We start from the raw sequence: 17,107 nt of genomic DNA, 5'->3' as shown, positions 1-17,107 counted from the left end.
AAGGTACGCGCGTGACGCGTGCCCCCGTAGCCCAATGGCAGAGGCAGGCGACTTAAAATCGCTCCAGTCTGGGTTCGAGTCCCAGCGGGGGTACCACTCGGTATCGCCAGATCGAGCGCGGGCTCTAGGCTGTACGACATGTGCGCGCACCCGAAGCGGGCCCAATGAGCCTCACTTTGATGTCGGCTGGCGACGCCGGCACACCCTGGAAGCATCCCGACCGCTATTGGCCGGCGATGAGCCATGCCGTTCGCGACGTCTCGGGCCCCCTGGCCGTCGTCAACGTTGCAGCGTTGCGGTACAACGCGTTGGACATGCTTGTGCGATCGGCGGGTGTGCCGATCCGCGTGGCGAGTAAATCGGTGCGCGTGCGCGAGGTCGTCGATGCTGCCCTAGGAGTACCGGGGTACCGCGGCATCCTGGCCTTCACGTTACCGGAAGCGCTCTGGCTGTCTGAGACCTGCGAGGATGTCGTCGTCGGGTACCCGAGTGTGGACCGTGGCGCGATCGCAGAGCTGTTGCGCGACGAGCGCGCCACGTCGCGTGTGACGCTCATGGTCGATGACGTGGCGCAACTCGATGCCGTCGATGCGGTGATTCCGGCACGCAACCGACCGGTCGTCCGTGTCGCGATCGAGGCGGATGCCTCGTGGCGTGCACCAGCCCTCGGCCATATCGGTGTCCGTCGGTCCCCGCTCCACGAGCCGGGTGAAGTCGCGACACTCGCGCGAGCGATTGCCGCTCGCCCGGGCTTCCGGCTCGTGGGCGTGATGATGTATGAGGCGCAGATCGCAGGTCAGGGCGACGACACCGGCTCGGGCGACGCCGTTATTCGGTGGATGCAGTCGCGGTCCGGGCACGAGCTCCGCGCGCGCCGCGCGGCGATCGTCGCGGCGCTGCGCGATATCGCACCGCTGGAGTTTGTCAACGCGGGCGGAACCGGCTCGTTGGAGCTGTCGGCCGCGGATCAGTCGGTGACCGAAGTCACCGCGGGAAGCGGCTTCTTCGCGGGTCATCTGTTCGACGGGTACCGTGCGTTCGACCCCGCACCCGCCGCCGCATTCTCCCTCGAGGTTGTCCGAAAACCGGCCGCGGACATCGCGACTGTCCTCGGGGGAGGGTGGGTTGCATCGGGGCCGCCGGTCGCCTCACGCCAAGCGAAGCCGGTGTGGCCGTTGGGACTTCGCACACTCGCCCGTGAAGGAACGGGCGAAGTGCAGACCCCCTTGCAAGGGGAGGCGGCCCGCAGTCTCTCGATCGGCGACCGCGTGTGGTTCCGGCACGCCAAGAGCGGCGAACTCGCCGAGCGCGTAAACCAGTACCACCTCATCGATGGCGACAACGTTGTTGCGACGGTACCCACGTATCGCGGGGAAGGCCGGGCATTCCTATGACCCGCATGGGCGGTACGTGGCAGAACTGGGGGCGTTCCGAGCAGGTGCGGCCACAGGCTGTCGAGATGCCGCGAACTGCCGAGGCCGTGCAACGCTCGGTGTCGGCGGCCGCCAGCAAAGGCATGCGCATCAAGGCTGTTGGTGCCGGCCACAGCTTCACGGGGATCGCGGTCGCGACGGATGTGCTGCTTGATCTTTCGCATTTGACCGGGCTGATCGCAGTTGACCGCGAGCGGGGCTACGCCACGTTCCGCGCGGGTACGCGGTTGCATCAGATCCCGGCGTTGTTGGCCCCATATGGGTTGGCGATGGAAAACCTGGGCGACATCGATCGCCAGTCGATTTCCGGAGCGATCTCGACGGGCACGCATGGCACGGGGGAGCGATTCGGTGGCATCGCCACACAGGTCGTGGCCGTTCGCATGGTCACTGCGGACGGCGAGATGCTGCTCATCGACGAAGAACATCATCCCGAGTTGCTGCCGGCCGTGGTCGTCGGACTCGGTGCCCTGGGCATCTTGGTCGAGGTGACGGTGCGGTGTGTCCCACGCTTCGTCCTGCACGCGCTCGAGCAGCCGGAAGACCTCGGAGATGTTCTCGACGAACTCGCAAATCGAGTGACTGCGAGCGACCACTTTGAGTTCTACTGGTTTCCGCACACCGACATGGCGATGACCAAGACGAACACGCGGCTACCCGGTTCAGCGCCACGGCATCCGCTTCCCCGTGTCGGAAAGTGGATCGACGATGTGCTGGTGGGCAACGGACTGCACCAACTCGCGTGCGATGTGACCCATGTTGTTCCCGCGGCGATCCCGAGCGTGAATCGTGTCTCGGTGAAACTGTGGGGAGACCGCGAGTTCACCGATGTCTCAGATCGGGTATTCGCCACAGAGCGCACGGTGCGTTTTCGGGAGATGGAGTATGCCATTCCCGCGGAGCATGTCCGCGAGGCTTTCGACGCGGTGCGTGCGCTCATCGACGAGCGCGGGTGGCGCGTGTCGTTCCCCATCGAGGTGCGCTTTGCGCGCGCCGACGACCTATGGTTGTCGACCGCGTCCGGTCGTGCGAGTGCGTACATTGCGGTGCATCGCTACTGGCGGGATGACCCGACGGAGTACTTCGCTGCGGTGGAAGAGATCATGCAGCGTTTCGGTGGTCGCCCGCACTGGGGCAAGATGCACTCGCTGGATGCCGCAGCGCTCCGCACGCGCTACCCGAAGTTCGACGACTTCGTGGCGTTGCGTGACCGCCTTGATCCAACGCGAATGTTCCAAAACGCTTACCTTGAGCGGGTGCTGGGCGAGTAACCGCTGAGAGTGTGCCATCGAGCGAGGATGTGCGCGAGGCCCGTGGCTAGGATGAGGGGGGCAATCAGAACGGAGTCGCGCACATGGAATGGCTGGTCCCAGTCCTTATCGTCGTCGTCTTGGCGGTGGTCGTTGGTATCTACCTGTGGGCGACGTACAACTCGCTGGTGCAATTGAATGTGCGCGTCGACGAGGCGTGGAGTGACATCACCGTGCAACTCAAGCGACGGGCCGACCTCCTGCCCAACTTGATTGAGACGGTCAAAGGGTACGCCGCCCACGAGAAGGCCGTGTTCGAGAACGTGACGAGGGCACGGGCAGAGACGCTGTCTGCCACTGGACCCGCGGAGGCAGGCGTCGCGGAAGGGCATCTGCAGCAGGCGCTGAAATCGTTGTTCGCTGTGGCCGAAGCGTATCCGCAATTGCAAGCCAGTCAGAATTACCTGCAGTTGCAGCATTCGATCGTTGACACTGAGGACAAGATCCAGGCATCCCGCCGGTTCTACAACGGTGGTGTCCGTGAGCTGAACACGAAGATCAAGGTGTTCCCGAACAATCTGTTCGCGCGCAACCTCGGGTTCCACGAGCGTGAGTTCTTCGAGGTTGTCGACGGTGCGGGGATCGCCGAACCGCCTCGCGTGCAGTTCTGACGGTTCAGAACACCACCAATCGCATCTCGTTGCCTTCCAGGTCGTACGTTCCCTGCAAAGACCAGTCGTCGGTGAGGTAGCGCGCGGTCTCGGTCGTTCCTGATCGCTTCCGCCCGCTTACGGTAACTTCCAGCGTGCCACCGGTTGCGAAGAATCGTCCGTCGTCGGAGAGGGCGAGGACGGGGTAGTCGGTGATCGTCATCGAGACGCCGTCCATGGCTGCGAAGTCGGCGGCCCACGGGACTCGGATGCCGCAGTGACGGGGAATCGTGTCCGCGGGCACCACGCAGGCGTTCGCGTACTCGTCGAGGGTCTCCTGCGCTCGGGCTTCTGCCGTATCGGTCAGCTCCGGCTCGAGGAGCACCTCAGTCACATTGCCGGGCACCAGGGTCGCGGCGGATGACGCCGCCAGAATCTCAGCCGGGGCCGCGTCGATCTCATACTCCGCGGGGAGTGCGACCGCCTCATCGTTGGTCGAGATTAGCGATCCGGACAACCAGACGGAGTCGCCACGTGTGGTGCCCACTCGGAGTGTCCCGAGCGCATCGGGAGCGACGCGCCACCCTTGCGAGCCATCGACGAGAGTGAATTCGCCGCGCGTGGTCGAGCCTGCGAGCGTGAACGTGAACCGGGCTGTGGCCGTTCCGCCAGCCGCTCCTACATGGTCTACCCGCACATCGGAGATTGTCTCGGTGGCGGACTCCAACGTGATGTCGGGGGACAGGGATGCCAGAGCGTCGTCGCCGAGCAGCGCACGCGCTGCGTCGCTCTCTCCCGCGGCCAGCGCCTCCAGATACTCGGTTGCCACTTGTTCAGCGCTCGGCGGCCGGGTGACAGCCCACGCGGCAATCGCCCCGCCGAGGATCACTACTCCCGCCGAGGCGGCGAGGGTGATCACGACGCTGCGTCTCATTCCTCCAGGTTATCGGCCGGGGCCCCCAGAACCGGAGTGCTGCCGTGGCGCTGGGCCTCCACAAGTTCGGCCGCGAGCGGCCCTGTGGCGTCGCCCCAGCTCGACACTGAGATCGTCTCCAATCCCTGCCACCGTGCGGCGCGGCGGATTTCGGCAGCAAGCCTGGCTGCGGCGTCCTCGGGCACAGCAGATTCCCACCAGGCTGACTGCACCAGAAGCGTTGAGGTGGCTCTGTCTGCTTTCAGGTCCACTCGGGCGACGACATCGTCGCCGATGATGACGGGGAGCGAGTAGTAGCCGTACACCCGGGCCGAGGCAGGCGTATAGATCTCGATGCGGTACTCGAAGTCGAAGAGTCTCACCGCGCGATCGCGAAACCACACCATGGGATCGAACGGGGTGAGGAGGGCTGCGGCATCCACTCTTCTCGGGAGGCGCGCATCCTTGTGCACCCATGTCGGGACCGAGCGCCCGTTGCTTCCCCAACCGTCCACAGAGACGGGTTGGAGCTCGCCGGCGTCGACGAGATCGGCGATGGCCGCGAGAACCGCACGACGATCGCGGATGCGCCAGTAGTCGGCAAGATCGGCGGCGGTGGCGACGCCATATGCGCGGGCTGCGCGGTACACGAGCTCGCGGATCGCGTCAGTTCGTGGAACCGGCTCGGCGAGGATCGAGTCCGGGATGACGTCCTCGGCGAGTGCGTACGTGCGCTCGAACCCGCGTCTCCCGGCGATCGCTACTTCACCGAACAGCCACAGATACTCGAGCGATCGCTTCACCGCATCCCAGTCCCACCACGGGCCGCGAGGAGCCGTGCGACTGTCATGCTCGATCTCAGCCGGACGCAGAGGCCCGCGATCTCGCAGTTCCCGCCGCACCCAATCCACTGTCGCGGCGTGGGCGTGAAACCAACCGTCGACAGCGCCATACTTGGCGCGCAGTTCTTGCATACGGAAGTCGAACAGCCCCCAATCCTCCATGGGGACGAACGAGGCGACGTGGGCCCAGTATTCGACGTATCGCCCTGGGCCCCGGAAGAGGTGGTCGTCGAGTGTGGCAACCTCGTACTCGCCCAGGCGAGAGAAGAACGGCATGTAGTGCGAGCGTGCGAAGACGTTCACCGAGTCGATTTGCAGGGTTGCCATGCGGCCGAAAGTGGCATGCAGATTCCGGGCGTTGACTCGCTGGGGCTGCGGCAAAGAGAACCCTTGCGCAGCCAGAGCGATGCGGCGCGCCTCGGCGCGGCTGAGTGAAGGTTTCACCCGAGCGACACTACGCGTCCCTACCGACACGCGGAGCCGTGGAGCGACCATGGGTCGAACATCCCGGACACGGCATACACCGGGCCTAAACTATCGGGGTGAGCGGATCACCGTCCGCTTGTCGGAAAGGCGCATTCATGACCACTGCCCCTGGGCCAGATCTCACCGCGGATCCCAAGGTGGGAGGTGCGCCTCGCCTGTCGGACTTTGCCGACGCGGCAGCCACCTTGCAAGGGGTGATTCGGCGTACGCCGATGGATGTCTCCGACCACCTCTCCGACTTGCTGGGCGTTCCGGTGCATCTGAAGCTGGAGAACCTGCAGCGAACCGGATCGTTCAAAATCCGTGGGGCGACCTACCGACTTTCGCGTCTCACGGCCGACGAGCGGGCACGTGGTGTTGTGGCGGCTTCCGCGGGCAACCACGCGCAAGGTGTCGCACTCGCGGCGAAGACCCTCGGCATCCCGGCAACGATCTTCATGCCCTTGGGCGTTCCCGTGCCGAAACTCTTGGCGACGCGCGGTTATGGGGCGGACGTCGTTCTCGAAGGTGCAACGGTTGAGACGCCGCTGCGGCTCGCAGCGGAATTCGCCGAGCGCACCGGAGCGGTGTTCATCCACCCGTTCGACCATGCGGACGTGATTGCCGGCCAGGGAACCCTCGGGCTCGAGCTGATGGAGGAGCTCCCCGACGTGGAAACCGTCGTGCTGGGGATCGGGGGAGGCGGTCTCATCGCCGGTGTTGCCGCCGCCATTAAGGCCACGGCTGCCGCACAGGGACGCACGGTGCGCGTGATCGGCGTGCAAGCGGAGAACTCTGCCGCGTATCCGGCCTCTCTCGCAGCGGGCATGCCTCTGGACGTCGCCACGCGGCACACGATCGCGGACGGAATCGCGGTGGCGCGACCCGGAGACCTGCCGTTCGAGATGATCCAACGGTACGTCGATGAGGTCGTCACGGTGAGCGAGGATGACATCGCGCGCGCCCTGTTGGTCTTGCTTGAGCGCGCAAAGCAGGTCGTCGAGCCCGCGGGCGCCGTGGGCGTCGCGGCCATCCTCGCCGGCAAGGTGGCCGCGGAAGGGCCTACCGTCACCGTACTGTCCGGCGGAAACATCGACCCGCTCCTGCTTCAGCGGGTCGTCGCCCATGGACTCGCGGCATCCGGTCGATACATGACCTTGCAGATCCCGCTTCCCGATCGCCCGGGTCAGCTTTCGCGCGTGTCGGAGTTGTTGGCGCAGGCGGGCGCGAATGTGATTGAGGTGCTCCACACGCGGCACGGCCAAGGGATCCAGATCAGCGAAGTGATTCTGCAACTCAGTGTGGAGACGCGCGGTCAGGAGCACCGGGCACGCGTGATCGAGATCCTCGAACAGGCCGGCTTCGCGCCCAAGATCGTGAACGACTGAGCGCGAAGCCGCGTGCTCGTTACTGCCCGGTGTAGGTGGTGACCTTGATGATCTCGACCGAGATCGAGCGGCCGTTCGGCGCGGTGTAGGTCGTGCTGTCGCCTTCGTTCAGTCCGAGAATCGCCGCTCCGAGAGGAGAGGCCTCGCTGTAGACGTCGAGCTCAGATCCGGAGGCGATCTCGCGGTTGCCAAGCAGGAAGGTCTCTTCGCCGCCGGCGATGTTGGCGGTGACCACGGTTCCGGATTCGACAACGCCGGTGCTTTCCGGCGCCTCGCCGACCTTCGCGTTCTTCAGCAGGTGCTGGAGGGTGCGGATGCGCGCCTCCTGCTTACCCTGCTCATCCTTGGCGGCGTGGTAGCCGCCGTTCTCCTTGAGATCGCCCTCTTCACGTGCGGCCTCGATGCGCTTCGCGATCTCTTCGCGCCCTGTCGTGGACAGGTGCTCGAGCTCGGTCGCGAGCCGGTCGTAGGCATCCTGGGTGAGGAACGTCTCGGGGGCATCGTTGGACACGGGTGACTCCTTCAGTGGGGTGTCCGTCATACATCAAACGCCCTGGCTCTCGGCCAGGGCGCACGGTGACGGCAGTCGAGCCAGACTACGACACCCAGCAGGAGTTGACAAACCCGGTGGTGGCTTCTGCCGTGGTGGGCAGCGTCACCGTGAACTCACGCGTGGGGGAGTCCCCAGCGGGGATGTCGACGACCTTCCAGCCCACGACACCGTGGTTGGTGTCCTGCGCTTCGACAGCGCACGTGACGTCGCGTCCGGGTGCGGTCGTGATCTGCATGCGGACAGAAACTTCATGTTCGTCGAACACTTCGAAGCCGGTGGCATCGGCATCCACGTCGTCGAGGGTGCCCGCCACAACACCCCAGCCGATGAATCCGACCACCACAGCACCCGCAGCGATCGCGGCGATCAGGTATCGCCGCCGACGTGCGGGGGAGACGCGACCGTAGCGCAGGTCGAGCTCGTGCGGGGTAGTCATGAGTGGCGGGGTCCGTCCCTGTCGAAGATTAGGCTGTACTCCAGGCTATGCGCTGTTCGGGCGTACCCGTGCACCCCCGCCCCTCGACTCGAAGGACACCATGCAGGACGCGCTCATGTGGAGTCTCACATCCGCCTCGACGAGTACGCCGAGTCCGACTCCCACCATCGACCCCGACACCGTCACGCCCGGCCCCGAGGGGTTCTTCGTTATCGCCATCATTGCTGTCGCGGTGATCCTGCTCGTCGCGGACATGATGCGACGCATCCGTCGTGGTCGTGTGCGAGCCGACGTGAATGAACTTCTGGATGCGGAAGCGGCGGCCCGCGCGGAAGACTCCGATGCCGAGGGCGACCAGCGGGCCAGCACCACCTCGCCGGAAGACGACGAACCGAGCGAGTCGAACTCGCGTTAGGTCAACCGTTGTACGGCGGGTTGAGCGCGATCAGCAGGCACGCCGTCCAGTGGCAGAGGAACGCCAGTACGGTGCACACGTGGAAGATCTCGTGGAAGCCGAAGTGGCCGGGCCACGGGTTGGGTCGCTTGATCGCGTAGACGATGGCGCCGACCGTGTAGAGCAGTCCGCCAGCGATCACGAGCCACATCATCGCGGCATTGGCTCGGAAGAGATCGGGCATGTACATCACTGCGGCCCAGCCGAGAACAAGATAGAGCGCGACATACAGCCATCGCGGCGCGTGGATCCAGAACACGCGGAACAGGATGCCGAGGATTGCGCCGCTCCATACGAGCGACAGCAGGATGATGCCCTGGGTCGGCTCGAGGGCGAGAACCGCGATGGGCGTGTACGTGCCGGCGATCAGCAGAAGGATGTTCGCGTGATCGATGCGCTTGAGTACCGCCTTGGTCGTCGGGCCCCAGTTGAAGCGGTGGTACAACGCGGAATTGCCGAAGAGCAGCAGTGATGTCGCCATGAAGACTGCGCACGCCCATTTTGCCGCGCTGCCCTGGGCCAGAACGACGAGCACGATGCCGGCCGCAATAGCGACCGGGAACGTGCCAGCGTGAATCCAACCGCGCCACGAGGGCTTGATCTCGGGGGATGCAGCATCGACGGTCGCTGCATCCAGGAGCGGGAGCACGGGAACCTCGGGCGCGGGGATTGCTCTGCTGCGGCGGCTCATGACCCCAGGGTAGGCCCCGCCACATTCCGCCGGGCGTACATACTCGGTCTCACGTGGAGTGCGACTGGATGCCACGTGCGGCGCGTGAGCGCAGGCGGTAGCGTAGAGATGTGACGCGCGGTTCGGGGAACGCGGGGCGGGGGCCGCTCTATCGGTTGTACATTCAGCGACTCCGCCGTCAGCTGGACCCCCAGCGTGTGCCGCACCATGTGGCCATGATGATCGACGGAAACCGCCGGTGGGCCAAGCAGCTTGGTCTCGAAACGGTGGCGCACGGTCATCGTGCGGGCGCAGAGAAGATGCGCGAGTTTCTCCGCTGGTGCGACGACGTGGGTGTGAAGGTCGTCTCGCTGTATCTCTTGTCGACGGACAACGTGCGCAAGCGCGACCGCGCCGAGATCGCCGATCTGATCGAGATCATCGCCGACCTCGCCGATGGCCTCTCGCGGGAACCGAACTGGCGAGTGCATCCCGTGGGGCGCGCCGAACTGCTTCCGGCGGAACTCGCGCGAGTCCTCGCCGATGCCGAGGAGCGTACGCGGGGCAACACCGGTCTGCATGTCAACCTCGCCGTGGGCTACGGCGGACGCGGTGAGATCGTCGACGCCGTTCGCAGCATCATCGCTCAACACGACAAAGACGGTGGCTCCCTTGAGGAGTTGGCCGCGAGTCTCACACCCGAGCAGATTGGCGAGCATCTCTACACCGGTGGCCAGCCCGACCCGGATCTCGTGATCCGCACATCGGGGGAGCAACGTCTGAGTGACTTCCTGCTCTGGCAGTCCGCTCACAGCGAGTTCTACTTCGTCGAGGCCCTCGGGCCCGACCTGCGAGAAGTGGATTTTCTGCGCGCGATTCGAGACTTCGCCAAGCGGGATCGCCGGTTCGGCAGCTGACCTTTGCGCCGTGCCAGAATGACATCGTGACGGATGTTGATGGCTACATCGCCTCGTTCGACGGAGAACCGGGCTATCTGGACTGGGCGGCCTTCGGACCGTTGTCGCCGTCGGTGCGATCAGAAGCGCATGCAGATACTGAACTCCTCGGTTCGGGTAGACGCAGCAGCATCGACCTCGTGGCTGATCACGCGACACGCGCACGCGACCTGGCAGCCAGTGTGATGGGCGTTGATGACTCTGCGGTTGTGCTTCAGCCGTCTACCACCTACGGACTGATGCACGCGCTCTACGGAGTCGCTGGCGGCGTCATGATGGGGAGAGGGGAGTTCCCCTCGCTGACAATCGCAGCCTCGCGTGCGGTCGATGCTCTTGCATCAGCTCACGTGCAGTGGGTCGAGCCGGTCGACGGCTTCATGTCCCCTGACTTCGTGCGAGCCAACCTCACCGACGACACGCGCGCTGTCGCGGTCAGCCTGGTCGATTTTCGGACCGGCTACCGCACAGATTTGTCCGCGTTGCGGGACGTGATCGGTGACCGGCTTCTGATCGTCGATGCCATCCAAGGCTTCGGCGTCGTTGAGGCCGACTACAGCGCCGCCGACGTCGTGTGCTCGAACGGGTACAAGTGGCTGCGGGCGGGCCGTGGAACAGGGTTCGCGTACTTCAGCGATCGTGCGCTCGAGCGCATCCGTCCGGTGCTGTCGGGATTCGCGGGGACCGATGGTGATTTGCCCCTGGATGTCGTACCGCTGCCGGCAAGCTCCGCACGCGCCTTCACCGTCACGGCGCCGGACGCTCTTGCCGCGGCGCGGCTGGCGACAGCGTTGGCAGAAACGGCTGCGGTCGGGGTGGGGGTCATCGAGGCAGAGATCGCGCAGCGCGCCGCAGATGTGATGTTCGTGGCTGATCGCTACGACGTTCCGGTAGTGACTCCTCGCGATCCTGCGCGACGCGCAGGTATTGTCACGCTCGCTCCTGCTCCCCAGGATGCGGCAGCGCTCGCGGCGTCGTTGGCCAATCACGGTCTCACTGTGACAAGCCGGTCGGGGCAGGTGCGCATTTCTGCGCACGCAGGCACAGCAGCCGACACTTTGCGCCTGCTGGGCGACGCGCTCGCTGAGTTTTCTTCTGCGCGTGTGTGGTGAACCCGGATGCCGGGTGCGGCATCCGGAATTTACTCAGCCGTAACCTCGAATCTGCGTGTCGCCCGGGCGTGTCGCTCGTGAGAAGTCGTACGGTCATCACAACGGGCAAGGCGCCCGTTCGAGTCGGCCAGTAGGTTCACGACTCGTGACCCAGGTCGACTCGTGACTGCCGGGTGACATACCCGGGGCGGGAGTGGGTTGTGACCACACGAGCACCACACAAGCAGCACAGTCAGACCGTCGACGGGATCGACGATCAGGACCAGGATCTACGCACATACGTGCTGGATACTTCGGTTCTGCTGAGCGATCCGCGGGCGTTCTTCCGTTTTGCCGAGCACAACGTCGTGATCCCCGTCGTGGTGATCACCGAACTCGAAGGCAAACGGCACGACCCCGAGATCGGCTACTTCGCGCGGCAAGCATTGCGTCATCTGGATGAACTGCGCGTCGAGCACGGTCGACTGGACTTTCCCGTCTCGGTAGGAGACGGCGGAACGTTGCGTGTGGAACTGACGAACACGGACGCCACACTTCTGCCCGCGGGTATGCGACTCGGTGACAACGACACCCGCATCCTCGCGGTCGCGATGAACCTCGCTCACGAGGGACAAGAAGTCACGGTCGTGTCGAAAGACCTTCCGATGCGCGTCAAGGCGGCCTCGCTCGGCATCAGCGCCGAGGAGTATCTCGCTGAGCAGGCCGTGGACTCCGGCTGGACCGGCATCGCGGACATCAACCTCGCTGGCGACGAAGTCAGTGACCTCTACGAAAGCGAAGTCGCCACGGCCGAGGATGTGCGTGGTCTGCCGGTGAACACTGGCCTCATCATCCACTCCGAACGCGGATCCGCGCTGGGGCGGGTGACCGGCGACGGCTCGTTCAAGCTCGTGCGAGGCGACCGCGACGTGTTCGGCCTGCACGGCCGGTCTGCCGAGCAGCGCATCGCGATCGACCTTCTCTCCGACCCCGACGTGGGAATTGTGTCGCTCGGCGGGCGCGCCGGTACCGGCAAGTCCGCCCTGGCGCTGTGCGCTGGCCTCGATGCGGTGCTCGAGCGTCAGCAGCAGAAGAAGATCATCGTCTTCCGCCCGCTGTTCGCCGTCGGTGGTCAGGAACTCGGGTATCTGCCCGGGGACCAGTCCGAGAAGATGAACCCGTGGGGACAGGCGGTCTTCGACACGCTCGGTTCCGTCGTATCGGGAAATGTGCTCGACGAGGTGATCGAGCGAGGGATGCTCGAGGTGTTGCCGTTGACTCACATCCGTGGCCGTTCTCTGCACGACGCGTTCGTCATCGTTGATGAGGCTCAGTCGCTCGAGCGCAATGTGCTGCTCACCGTGCTGAGCCGAATGGGTCAGAACTCGAAGGTGGTACTCACGCATGACGTGGGGCAGCGCGACAACCTGCGCGTGGGTCGACACGATGGTGTCGCTTCAGTGATTGAGACGCTCAAGGGCCACGATCTGTTCGGACACGTCACGCTGGTGCGCTCAGAGCGTTCCGCGATTGCAGCTCTCGTCACGGACCTGCTCGAGCAGGGTGAACTCGCCTGAGACGACAGAACAAAAGCGGGGTCGGATGCCACATCCGACCCCGCTTTTTTATGCCGTGGAATGAGAAATGTCTCATGCGCAGAACGCGCGCATCGCCGGAGTCCCGTGCGACGATTGATGAAGCGAGCAGCTCGGATGGGGAACGGGATCATGGACACACGCGTGAAGTATGCGGTCGGCGGCGTGGCCGTCGTCTCCGCGAGCGTGTCGATGCTTCTCGCAGTGGCAATGACCACCGCGACCACGTTGGCCGATTCGGCCGGCATGGCGATCGCCTCGGAGCCTGTCATCATCGACGGTGCGAATCCCGAAGCACAAGGTTTCCTGTCGGCCGATGCCGCACCTGTAGCCCCATCCGCGAACGCCGAGTCCGTGCGCGTGGATGTTGTTGAGAAGCAGGATCCACAGCTCGTTACTCCACACTCAGTGTCGACCACCGAGCCCGCATCGACGAGACCGGCGGCTGCTGTGAACTCGCCAGAGTCAACGGCGGGTGCCCAGTCGAACACCGCGTCGAGCTGGGCGCCGACGGCGAAGCCCGCGCGAGATGACGACAGCAGCGCGAAGCGTGACTCGCGCGACCGAGACAGCGCGGACACGCGTCGCGAGCGTGATCGGTCAGACGAGCCGCGCACGACGAAACCACAAGACTCGAAGGCCACTCCTTCCTCCACGCGTCGCGACAAGGATCGGTCACCTCGATCCACGGACGTCGCGAACCAGACCCGATCGCACGATTCCCCAGACCGTCGCGATCGGTGACAGGCCGGCATCCCCAGCCCGGCCTTATAGCCCCCGGTGTCCCCCAGCACCGGGGGCTTCTCTCTGTCTACTCCCAGCGGTACCCGGTGCCGCGAACGGTGACGATGTGCTCGATGCCGAGTTTGCCCCGCAGATAACGGACGTACACATCGACGACGTTGGATCCCGGATCGAAATCCAATCCCCACACTTGACTGAGCAAGACCTCGCGGCTGAGAACGCGGCCAGGATTGCGCAGAAACTGCTCGGCAAGTGCGAATTCGCGCGCCGACAACTCGACTTCACGACCATCGACGGTGGCGCGCCTGGCCAGAACGTCCAAAGACACGTTTCCGTGGCTCAGCACCACGGAAACCGCGCCCGAAGATTCCCGAAGGCGCGAGCGAACACGAGCCAGCAGCTCTTCGAAGGTGAACGGTTTCGGAACGTAGTCGCTGGCACCGGCATCCAGCCCTGAGACCGTGTCTCGTGTGCTGGTGCGTGCCGTGAGCATGATGATCGGCACGCTCACCCCCTGCGCGCGGGCGTTGTGCAGCACCTCGAAGCCATCCATCGTCGGCAGACCAACATCCAACAGGACGAGATCGGCGTCGCCTCTGACAATGGCGGTCAGCGCCTGCGCGCCGTCATCGATGATCGAGGTGGTGTACCCCGCCGTGCTGAGGCCCCGCGCGACGAAGGACGCGATCTGCGGTTCGTCCTCGACGATCAGGATGTGGGTCATTCGACGGCCTCTCGTTGTAGAACGACATCGCCCGCGCGTACCGGCGCCGGGAGGGCGGCGGACCCCGGCGGTAGGTGGATAGTGAACGTGGCCCCGCCGCCGACGGTGTCGGTGACGGCGCAACTGCCCTGGTGCCCCTTGGTGATGGCGTCCACGATCGCCAGACCGAGCCCGGAGCCGCCGACGGAGCGCTTTCCTCCCGCGCGGTCGAATCGCCGGAAAATTCGATGTCGGGCAGCGGGCGGAATCCCCGGTCCGTGGTCACGCACCCAGAATCGCGCGCCTTCGGGAGTGACCGCGCTGCCGATCTCGATCGGAGCACCCGATGGGGTGTACTTCGCCGCGTTGTCGGCAAGCTGCAGCCACGCTTGAAGAAGACGGTCCTCGTCCCCGATGATCACTCCCGTGCCGGTCTGCTCGACGCTCCACTCGTGGTCGGGAATCATCGCGACAAGCTCGAAGATCCGTGCAGTGAAGGCACCGACGTTGATGTCACGCATCACATAACTCTCGCCTTCGACGGCGGCGAGGAGGTCGATGTCTTCGACGAGCCGTGCGAGTCTGTCCAGCTCGGTGATACCGATTTGGCGGGCCAACTCTACGTCGTTCGCGTCGTGGGCGTCCATGAGTTCGAGGTGGCCGCGCACGATCGTGAGGGGGGTCTTCAACTCGTGCCTGACATCGTCGAGCAACTGCTGCTGCACCGAGACGGATCCTTGGATGCGGTCGAGCATCGAGTTCACCGTGCGCGACATGGCTGCGATTTCGTCGTCTCCTTGTGGGGTGAGTCGTGGAGACAGATCGGCGAGAGTGATGGCATCCGCTGTCAGTCGCATGTCCCGAATGGGGCGAAGAAGGCGCCCGGTGACGAACCAGCCCACGACCCCGGTGGCCACGAGCACCGCGATCGCCGCGATGATGTACGTCGTCAGCGACGCCGTCACCGGTTGGAGCTCGGCGCCGAGGTCGCTGGCGCGCACGTAGATCCCTTCGCTGTCATCGCCGCCGACAGACGTGGGAATGGCGACGTAGCGAATCGTTCTGTCCCCGCTGGTCGCCGTGCCCTGGGTAATGACCCCACCGGCCGTTTCGGCGACGATCCGCTCGATGAGGGCAGGGTCATCGGCCATGTTGAAGCCGGAAAGCGTTGCGGGAACGAACGCGACCTCGCCGTCAATGATCGCCATCGATGCTTCGTTTCGTGCGGGCACTAGCCGCGCGACGACAGACCGCAGGTACGAGCGGAGGTCAGCGAAGGCTTCCGAGGTGAAACTCTCGTCTGCGGGCTCAGCGTCGTCGGATTCGTCGGTTGCCGTGGGCGTTGCCCGCGGATCGGGTACCGCCTCTTCAGCGACGGTGCGCAGGCGCTCGATCTGACTTGTCAGGCGCGAGTCCACCTCGTCGAGCACGCGTTCGCGCTGAACGATGAACGTCACGCTGCCCACGAGCGCGAGCCCGACGCACGCCACTCCGAGGATCGCTCCCAGGATCCTGACGCGCGCCGAGATCGGCCGTGGTGGACGGCTCACGAGGTGATTATCCCGGGTGCGTCATGGAGAGAAGATCGAGCCGCTCGTCCAGCTGCTCGATCGTCAGCTCGCCGCGCTCGATGAAGCCCAGCTCGATCACGGCTTCACGCACCGTGATTCCTTGAGCGACCGAGTGCTTGGCGATCTTCGCGGCCGCCTCATAGCCGATCAGCTTATTGAGCGGGGTCACGATGGACGGTGACATTCCGGCGTACGCCGCGGCGCGTTCGACATTGGCCTGCAAGCCCGAGATGGTCTTGTCGGCCAGTACCCGCGACGCGTTCGCGAGGAGGGTGATCGACTCGAGCACGGCCGTGCCCATGACGGGAATCGCGACGTTCAGCTCAAACGCTCCCGATGCTCCGGCCCACGCAACGGTGGCATCGTTGCCGATGACGCGTGCGCACACCATGAGGGTGGCCTCGGGGATCACCGGGTTGACCTTGCCCGGCATGATCGACGAGCCCGGCTGCAGGTCGGGGATGTGCAGTTCACCGAGGCCCGTGTTCGGCCCCGAACCCATCCAGCGAATGTCGTTGTTGATCTTCGTCAGCGACACAGCGACCGTACGGAGGGCGCCGGATGCTTCGACAAGTCCGTCGCGGTTCGCCTGTGCCTCGAAGTGGTCCTTCGCCTCAGTGATGGGCAATTCGGTGTCCGCCGCGATCAGCTCGATGACCTTCTGAGGGAATCCGAGGGGAGTGTTGATGCCGGTGCCAACAGCGGTGCCGCCGAGCGGTACCTCCGAGACCCGGGGGAGGACTGCCTGGACGCGCTCGATACCGAGGCGGATCTGGCGGGCATAGCCGCCGAACTCCTGTCCGAGCGTCACGGGCGTGGCATCCATCAGGTGCGTACGCCCCGACTTCACAACGGACTTCCACTCGTCCGCCTTCTCTTCGAGCGCCACAGCCAGGTGGTCGAGCGCGGGGATGAGGTCGTCGATGAGTTCCTGCGTGACGGCGATGTGGACCGACGTTGGGAACACATCGTTGGAGGACTGAGAGGCGTTGACATGATCGTTGGGATGCACGGTCGCGCCCAAGTCCTGCGAGGCGAGAGTGGCGAGCACCTCGTTCATGTTCATGTTCGAGGACGTGCCCGAACCGGTCTGGTACACGTCGATGGGGAACTGGTCGGCGTACTCGCCCGAGATGATGTGGTCCGCCGCTCGTGAGATCGCGTCAGCGATCGGCGCATCGAGAGTGCCGAGCTCCTTGTTGGCAAGGGCTGCCGCCTTCTTGATGCGCGCCAGCGCAACGATCTGTGCGGGCTCGAGGCGGTCACCCGAGATCGGGAAGTTCTCGACGGCGCGCTGGGTCTGGGCGGCGTAGAGGGCATCCTTGGGCACGCGCACCTCGCCCATGGTGTCGTGTTCGATGCGGTACTCGATGTCAGTCACGTCATTGTTCCTTTG

17 protein-coding genes and 1 tRNA gene are annotated in these 17,107 nt (G+C 64.9%); 10 read left to right on the top strand and 8 right to left on the bottom strand.

Annotated elements, in window-relative coordinates; genetic code table 11:
* The first annotated feature begins 20 nt into the window (after positions 1-20).
* From ON062_RS03815 to ON062_RS03800, 4 genes are all read left to right on the top strand, one after another.
* Positions 21-96 (top strand) — tRNA-Leu (locus ON062_RS03815).
* 68 nt (positions 97-164) lie between these two features.
* On the top strand, positions 165-1,394 hold the full coding sequence (locus tag ON062_RS03810) for an alanine racemase (protein ID WP_274645792.1): 1,230 nt from the start codon (positions 165-167) through the stop codon (positions 1,392-1,394).
* On the top strand, positions 1,391-2,704 hold the full coding sequence (locus ON062_RS03805; RefSeq protein ID WP_274645791.1) for a D-arabinono-1,4-lactone oxidase: 1,314 nt from the start codon (positions 1,391-1,393) through the stop codon (positions 2,702-2,704). The genes ON062_RS03810 and ON062_RS03805 overlap by 4 nt, the downstream gene beginning before the upstream one ends.
* A gap of 83 nt (positions 2,705-2,787) precedes the next feature.
* On the top strand, positions 2,788-3,354 hold the full coding sequence (locus ON062_RS03800) for a LemA family protein (protein ID WP_274645790.1): 567 nt from the start codon (positions 2,788-2,790) through the stop codon (positions 3,352-3,354).
* A 4-nt stretch (positions 3,355-3,358) separates the two neighbouring features.
* On the opposite strand, the gene ON062_RS03795 is transcribed toward ON062_RS03800, so the two are convergent.
* Together ON062_RS03795 and ON062_RS03790 are read right to left on the bottom strand one after the other, a co-directional pair.
* Positions 3,359-4,267: a hypothetical protein gene (locus tag ON062_RS03795; protein WP_274645789.1), complete on the bottom strand. Its 909-nt coding sequence runs from the start codon at positions 4,265-4,267 to the stop codon at positions 3,359-3,361.
* Positions 4,264-5,415, bottom strand: a complete 1,152-nt coding sequence (locus tag ON062_RS03790) for a winged helix-turn-helix domain-containing protein (protein WP_274645788.1) — start codon at positions 5,413-5,415, stop codon at positions 4,264-4,266. Before ON062_RS03790 ends, ON062_RS03795 begins: the two co-directional genes overlap by 4 nt.
* 254 nt (positions 5,416-5,669) lie before the next feature.
* Between ON062_RS03790 and ilvA the strand changes: the two genes are divergently transcribed.
* A complete protein-coding gene (gene ilvA / locus ON062_RS03785) occupies positions 5,670-6,941 on the top strand; it encodes a threonine ammonia-lyase (RefSeq protein ID WP_274645787.1) in 1,272 nt (423 codons plus the stop codon).
* A gap of 19 nt (positions 6,942-6,960) precedes the next feature.
* Here ilvA and greA read toward each other — a convergent pair whose 3' ends face one another.
* Complete coding sequence (greA, locus tag ON062_RS03780) at positions 6,961-7,452, bottom strand: transcription elongation factor GreA (RefSeq protein ID WP_274645786.1); 492 nt, start codon at positions 7,450-7,452, stop codon at positions 6,961-6,963.
* A gap of 85 nt (positions 7,453-7,537) precedes the next feature.
* Complete coding sequence (locus ON062_RS03775) at positions 7,538-7,930, bottom strand: DUF4307 domain-containing protein (RefSeq protein WP_274645785.1); 393 nt, start codon at positions 7,928-7,930, stop codon at positions 7,538-7,540.
* A gap of 100 nt (positions 7,931-8,030) precedes the next feature.
* On the opposite strand from ON062_RS03775, the gene ON062_RS03770 reads away from it, so the two are divergent.
* Positions 8,031-8,345, top strand: a complete 315-nt coding sequence (locus ON062_RS03770) for a hypothetical protein (RefSeq protein WP_274645784.1) — start codon at positions 8,031-8,033, stop codon at positions 8,343-8,345.
* A gap of 1 nt (position 8,346) precedes the next feature.
* Here ON062_RS03770 and ON062_RS03765 read toward each other — a convergent pair whose 3' ends face one another.
* Positions 8,347-9,075, bottom strand: a complete 729-nt coding sequence (locus tag ON062_RS03765) for a hemolysin III family protein (RefSeq protein ID WP_274645783.1) — start codon at positions 9,073-9,075, stop codon at positions 8,347-8,349.
* Positions 9,076-9,185: 110 nt separating this feature from the next.
* Here ON062_RS03765 and ON062_RS03760 point away from each other — a divergent pair, with 110 nt between their 5' ends.
* The 4 genes from ON062_RS03760 to ON062_RS03745 all read left to right on the top strand — a co-directional run bounded on the left by ON062_RS03760 (position 9,186) and on the right by ON062_RS03745 (position 13,437).
* Positions 9,186-9,971: an isoprenyl transferase gene (locus tag ON062_RS03760; RefSeq protein WP_274645782.1), complete on the top strand. Its 786-nt coding sequence runs from the start codon at positions 9,186-9,188 to the stop codon at positions 9,969-9,971.
* Between the two features lie 26 nt (positions 9,972-9,997).
* The gene (locus tag ON062_RS03755; protein ID WP_274645781.1) at positions 9,998-11,119 is read left to right on the top strand and encodes an aminotransferase class V-fold PLP-dependent enzyme; all 1,122 of its coding nucleotides are present in this window, start codon (positions 9,998-10,000) and stop codon (positions 11,117-11,119) included.
* 200 nt (positions 11,120-11,319) lie between these two features.
* Positions 11,320-12,675, top strand: a complete 1,356-nt coding sequence (locus tag ON062_RS03750) for a PhoH family protein (protein WP_274645780.1) — start codon at positions 11,320-11,322, stop codon at positions 12,673-12,675.
* A 150-nt stretch (positions 12,676-12,825) separates the two neighbouring features.
* The gene (locus ON062_RS03745) at positions 12,826-13,437 is read left to right on the top strand and encodes a hypothetical protein (protein ID WP_274645779.1); all 612 of its coding nucleotides are present in this window, start codon (positions 12,826-12,828) and stop codon (positions 13,435-13,437) included.
* A 67-nt stretch (positions 13,438-13,504) separates the two neighbouring features.
* Here the strand turns inward: ON062_RS03745 and ON062_RS03740 are convergent, their stop codons facing one another.
* The 3 genes from ON062_RS03740 to ON062_RS03730 are packed head-to-tail and all read right to left on the bottom strand — an operon-like array spanning position 13,505 to position 17,092.
* Complete coding sequence (locus ON062_RS03740) at positions 13,505-14,161, bottom strand: response regulator transcription factor (RefSeq protein ID WP_274645778.1); 657 nt, start codon at positions 14,159-14,161, stop codon at positions 13,505-13,507.
* Positions 14,158-15,690 carry a cell wall metabolism sensor histidine kinase WalK gene (locus tag ON062_RS03735; RefSeq protein WP_274645777.1) on the bottom strand — a complete coding sequence of 511 codons (1,533 nt, stop codon included), beginning with the start codon at positions 15,688-15,690 and terminating at the stop codon, positions 14,158-14,160. The genes ON062_RS03740 and ON062_RS03735 overlap by 4 nt, the downstream gene beginning before the upstream one ends.
* Positions 15,691-15,697: 7 nt before the next feature.
* Positions 15,698-17,092, bottom strand: a complete 1,395-nt coding sequence (locus tag ON062_RS03730; protein ID WP_274645776.1) for an aspartate ammonia-lyase — start codon at positions 17,090-17,092, stop codon at positions 15,698-15,700.
* Positions 17,093-17,107: the final 15 nt, after the last annotated feature.

This window comes from Microbacterium sp. C7(2022) (assembly GCF_028823665.1).
Classification (GTDB): Bacteria; Actinomycetota; Actinomycetes; order Actinomycetales; family Microbacteriaceae; genus Microbacterium.
Note: the sequence above shows the minus strand (reverse complement) of the source record. Positions and strands in the feature narration are given on the sequence as shown.

Coding starts and splice junctions, on each gene's coding strand:
- ON062_RS03810 (WP_274645792.1), top strand. CDS start 165: ATGAGCCTCACTTTGATGTCGGCTGGCGACGCCGGCACACCCTGGAAG.
- ON062_RS03800 (WP_274645790.1), top strand. CDS start 2,788: ATGGAATGGCTGGTCCCAGTCCTTATCGTCGTCGTCTTGGCGGTGGTC.
- ON062_RS03795 (WP_274645789.1), bottom strand. CDS start 4,267: ATGAGACGCAGCGTCGTGATCACCCTCGCCGCCTCGGCGGGAGTAGTG.
- ON062_RS03805 (WP_274645791.1), top strand. CDS start 1,391: ATGACCCGCATGGGCGGTACGTGGCAGAACTGGGGGCGTTCCGAGCAG.
- ON062_RS03790 (WP_274645788.1), bottom strand. CDS start 5,415: ATGGCAACCCTGCAAATCGACTCGGTGAACGTCTTCGCACGCTCGCAC.
- ON062_RS03775 (WP_274645785.1), bottom strand. CDS start 7,930: ATGACTACCCCGCACGAGCTCGACCTGCGCTACGGTCGCGTCTCCCCC.
- ON062_RS03740 (WP_274645778.1), bottom strand. CDS start 14,161: ATGACCCACATCCTGATCGTCGAGGACGAACCGCAGATCGCGTCCTTC.
- ON062_RS03765 (WP_274645783.1), bottom strand. CDS start 9,075: ATGAGCCGCCGCAGCAGAGCAATCCCCGCGCCCGAGGTTCCCGTGCTC.
- ON062_RS03745 (WP_274645779.1), top strand. CDS start 12,826: ATGGACACACGCGTGAAGTATGCGGTCGGCGGCGTGGCCGTCGTCTCC.
- ilvA (WP_274645787.1), top strand. CDS start 5,670: ATGACCACTGCCCCTGGGCCAGATCTCACCGCGGATCCCAAGGTGGGA.
- ON062_RS03770 (WP_274645784.1), top strand. CDS start 8,031: ATGCAGGACGCGCTCATGTGGAGTCTCACATCCGCCTCGACGAGTACG.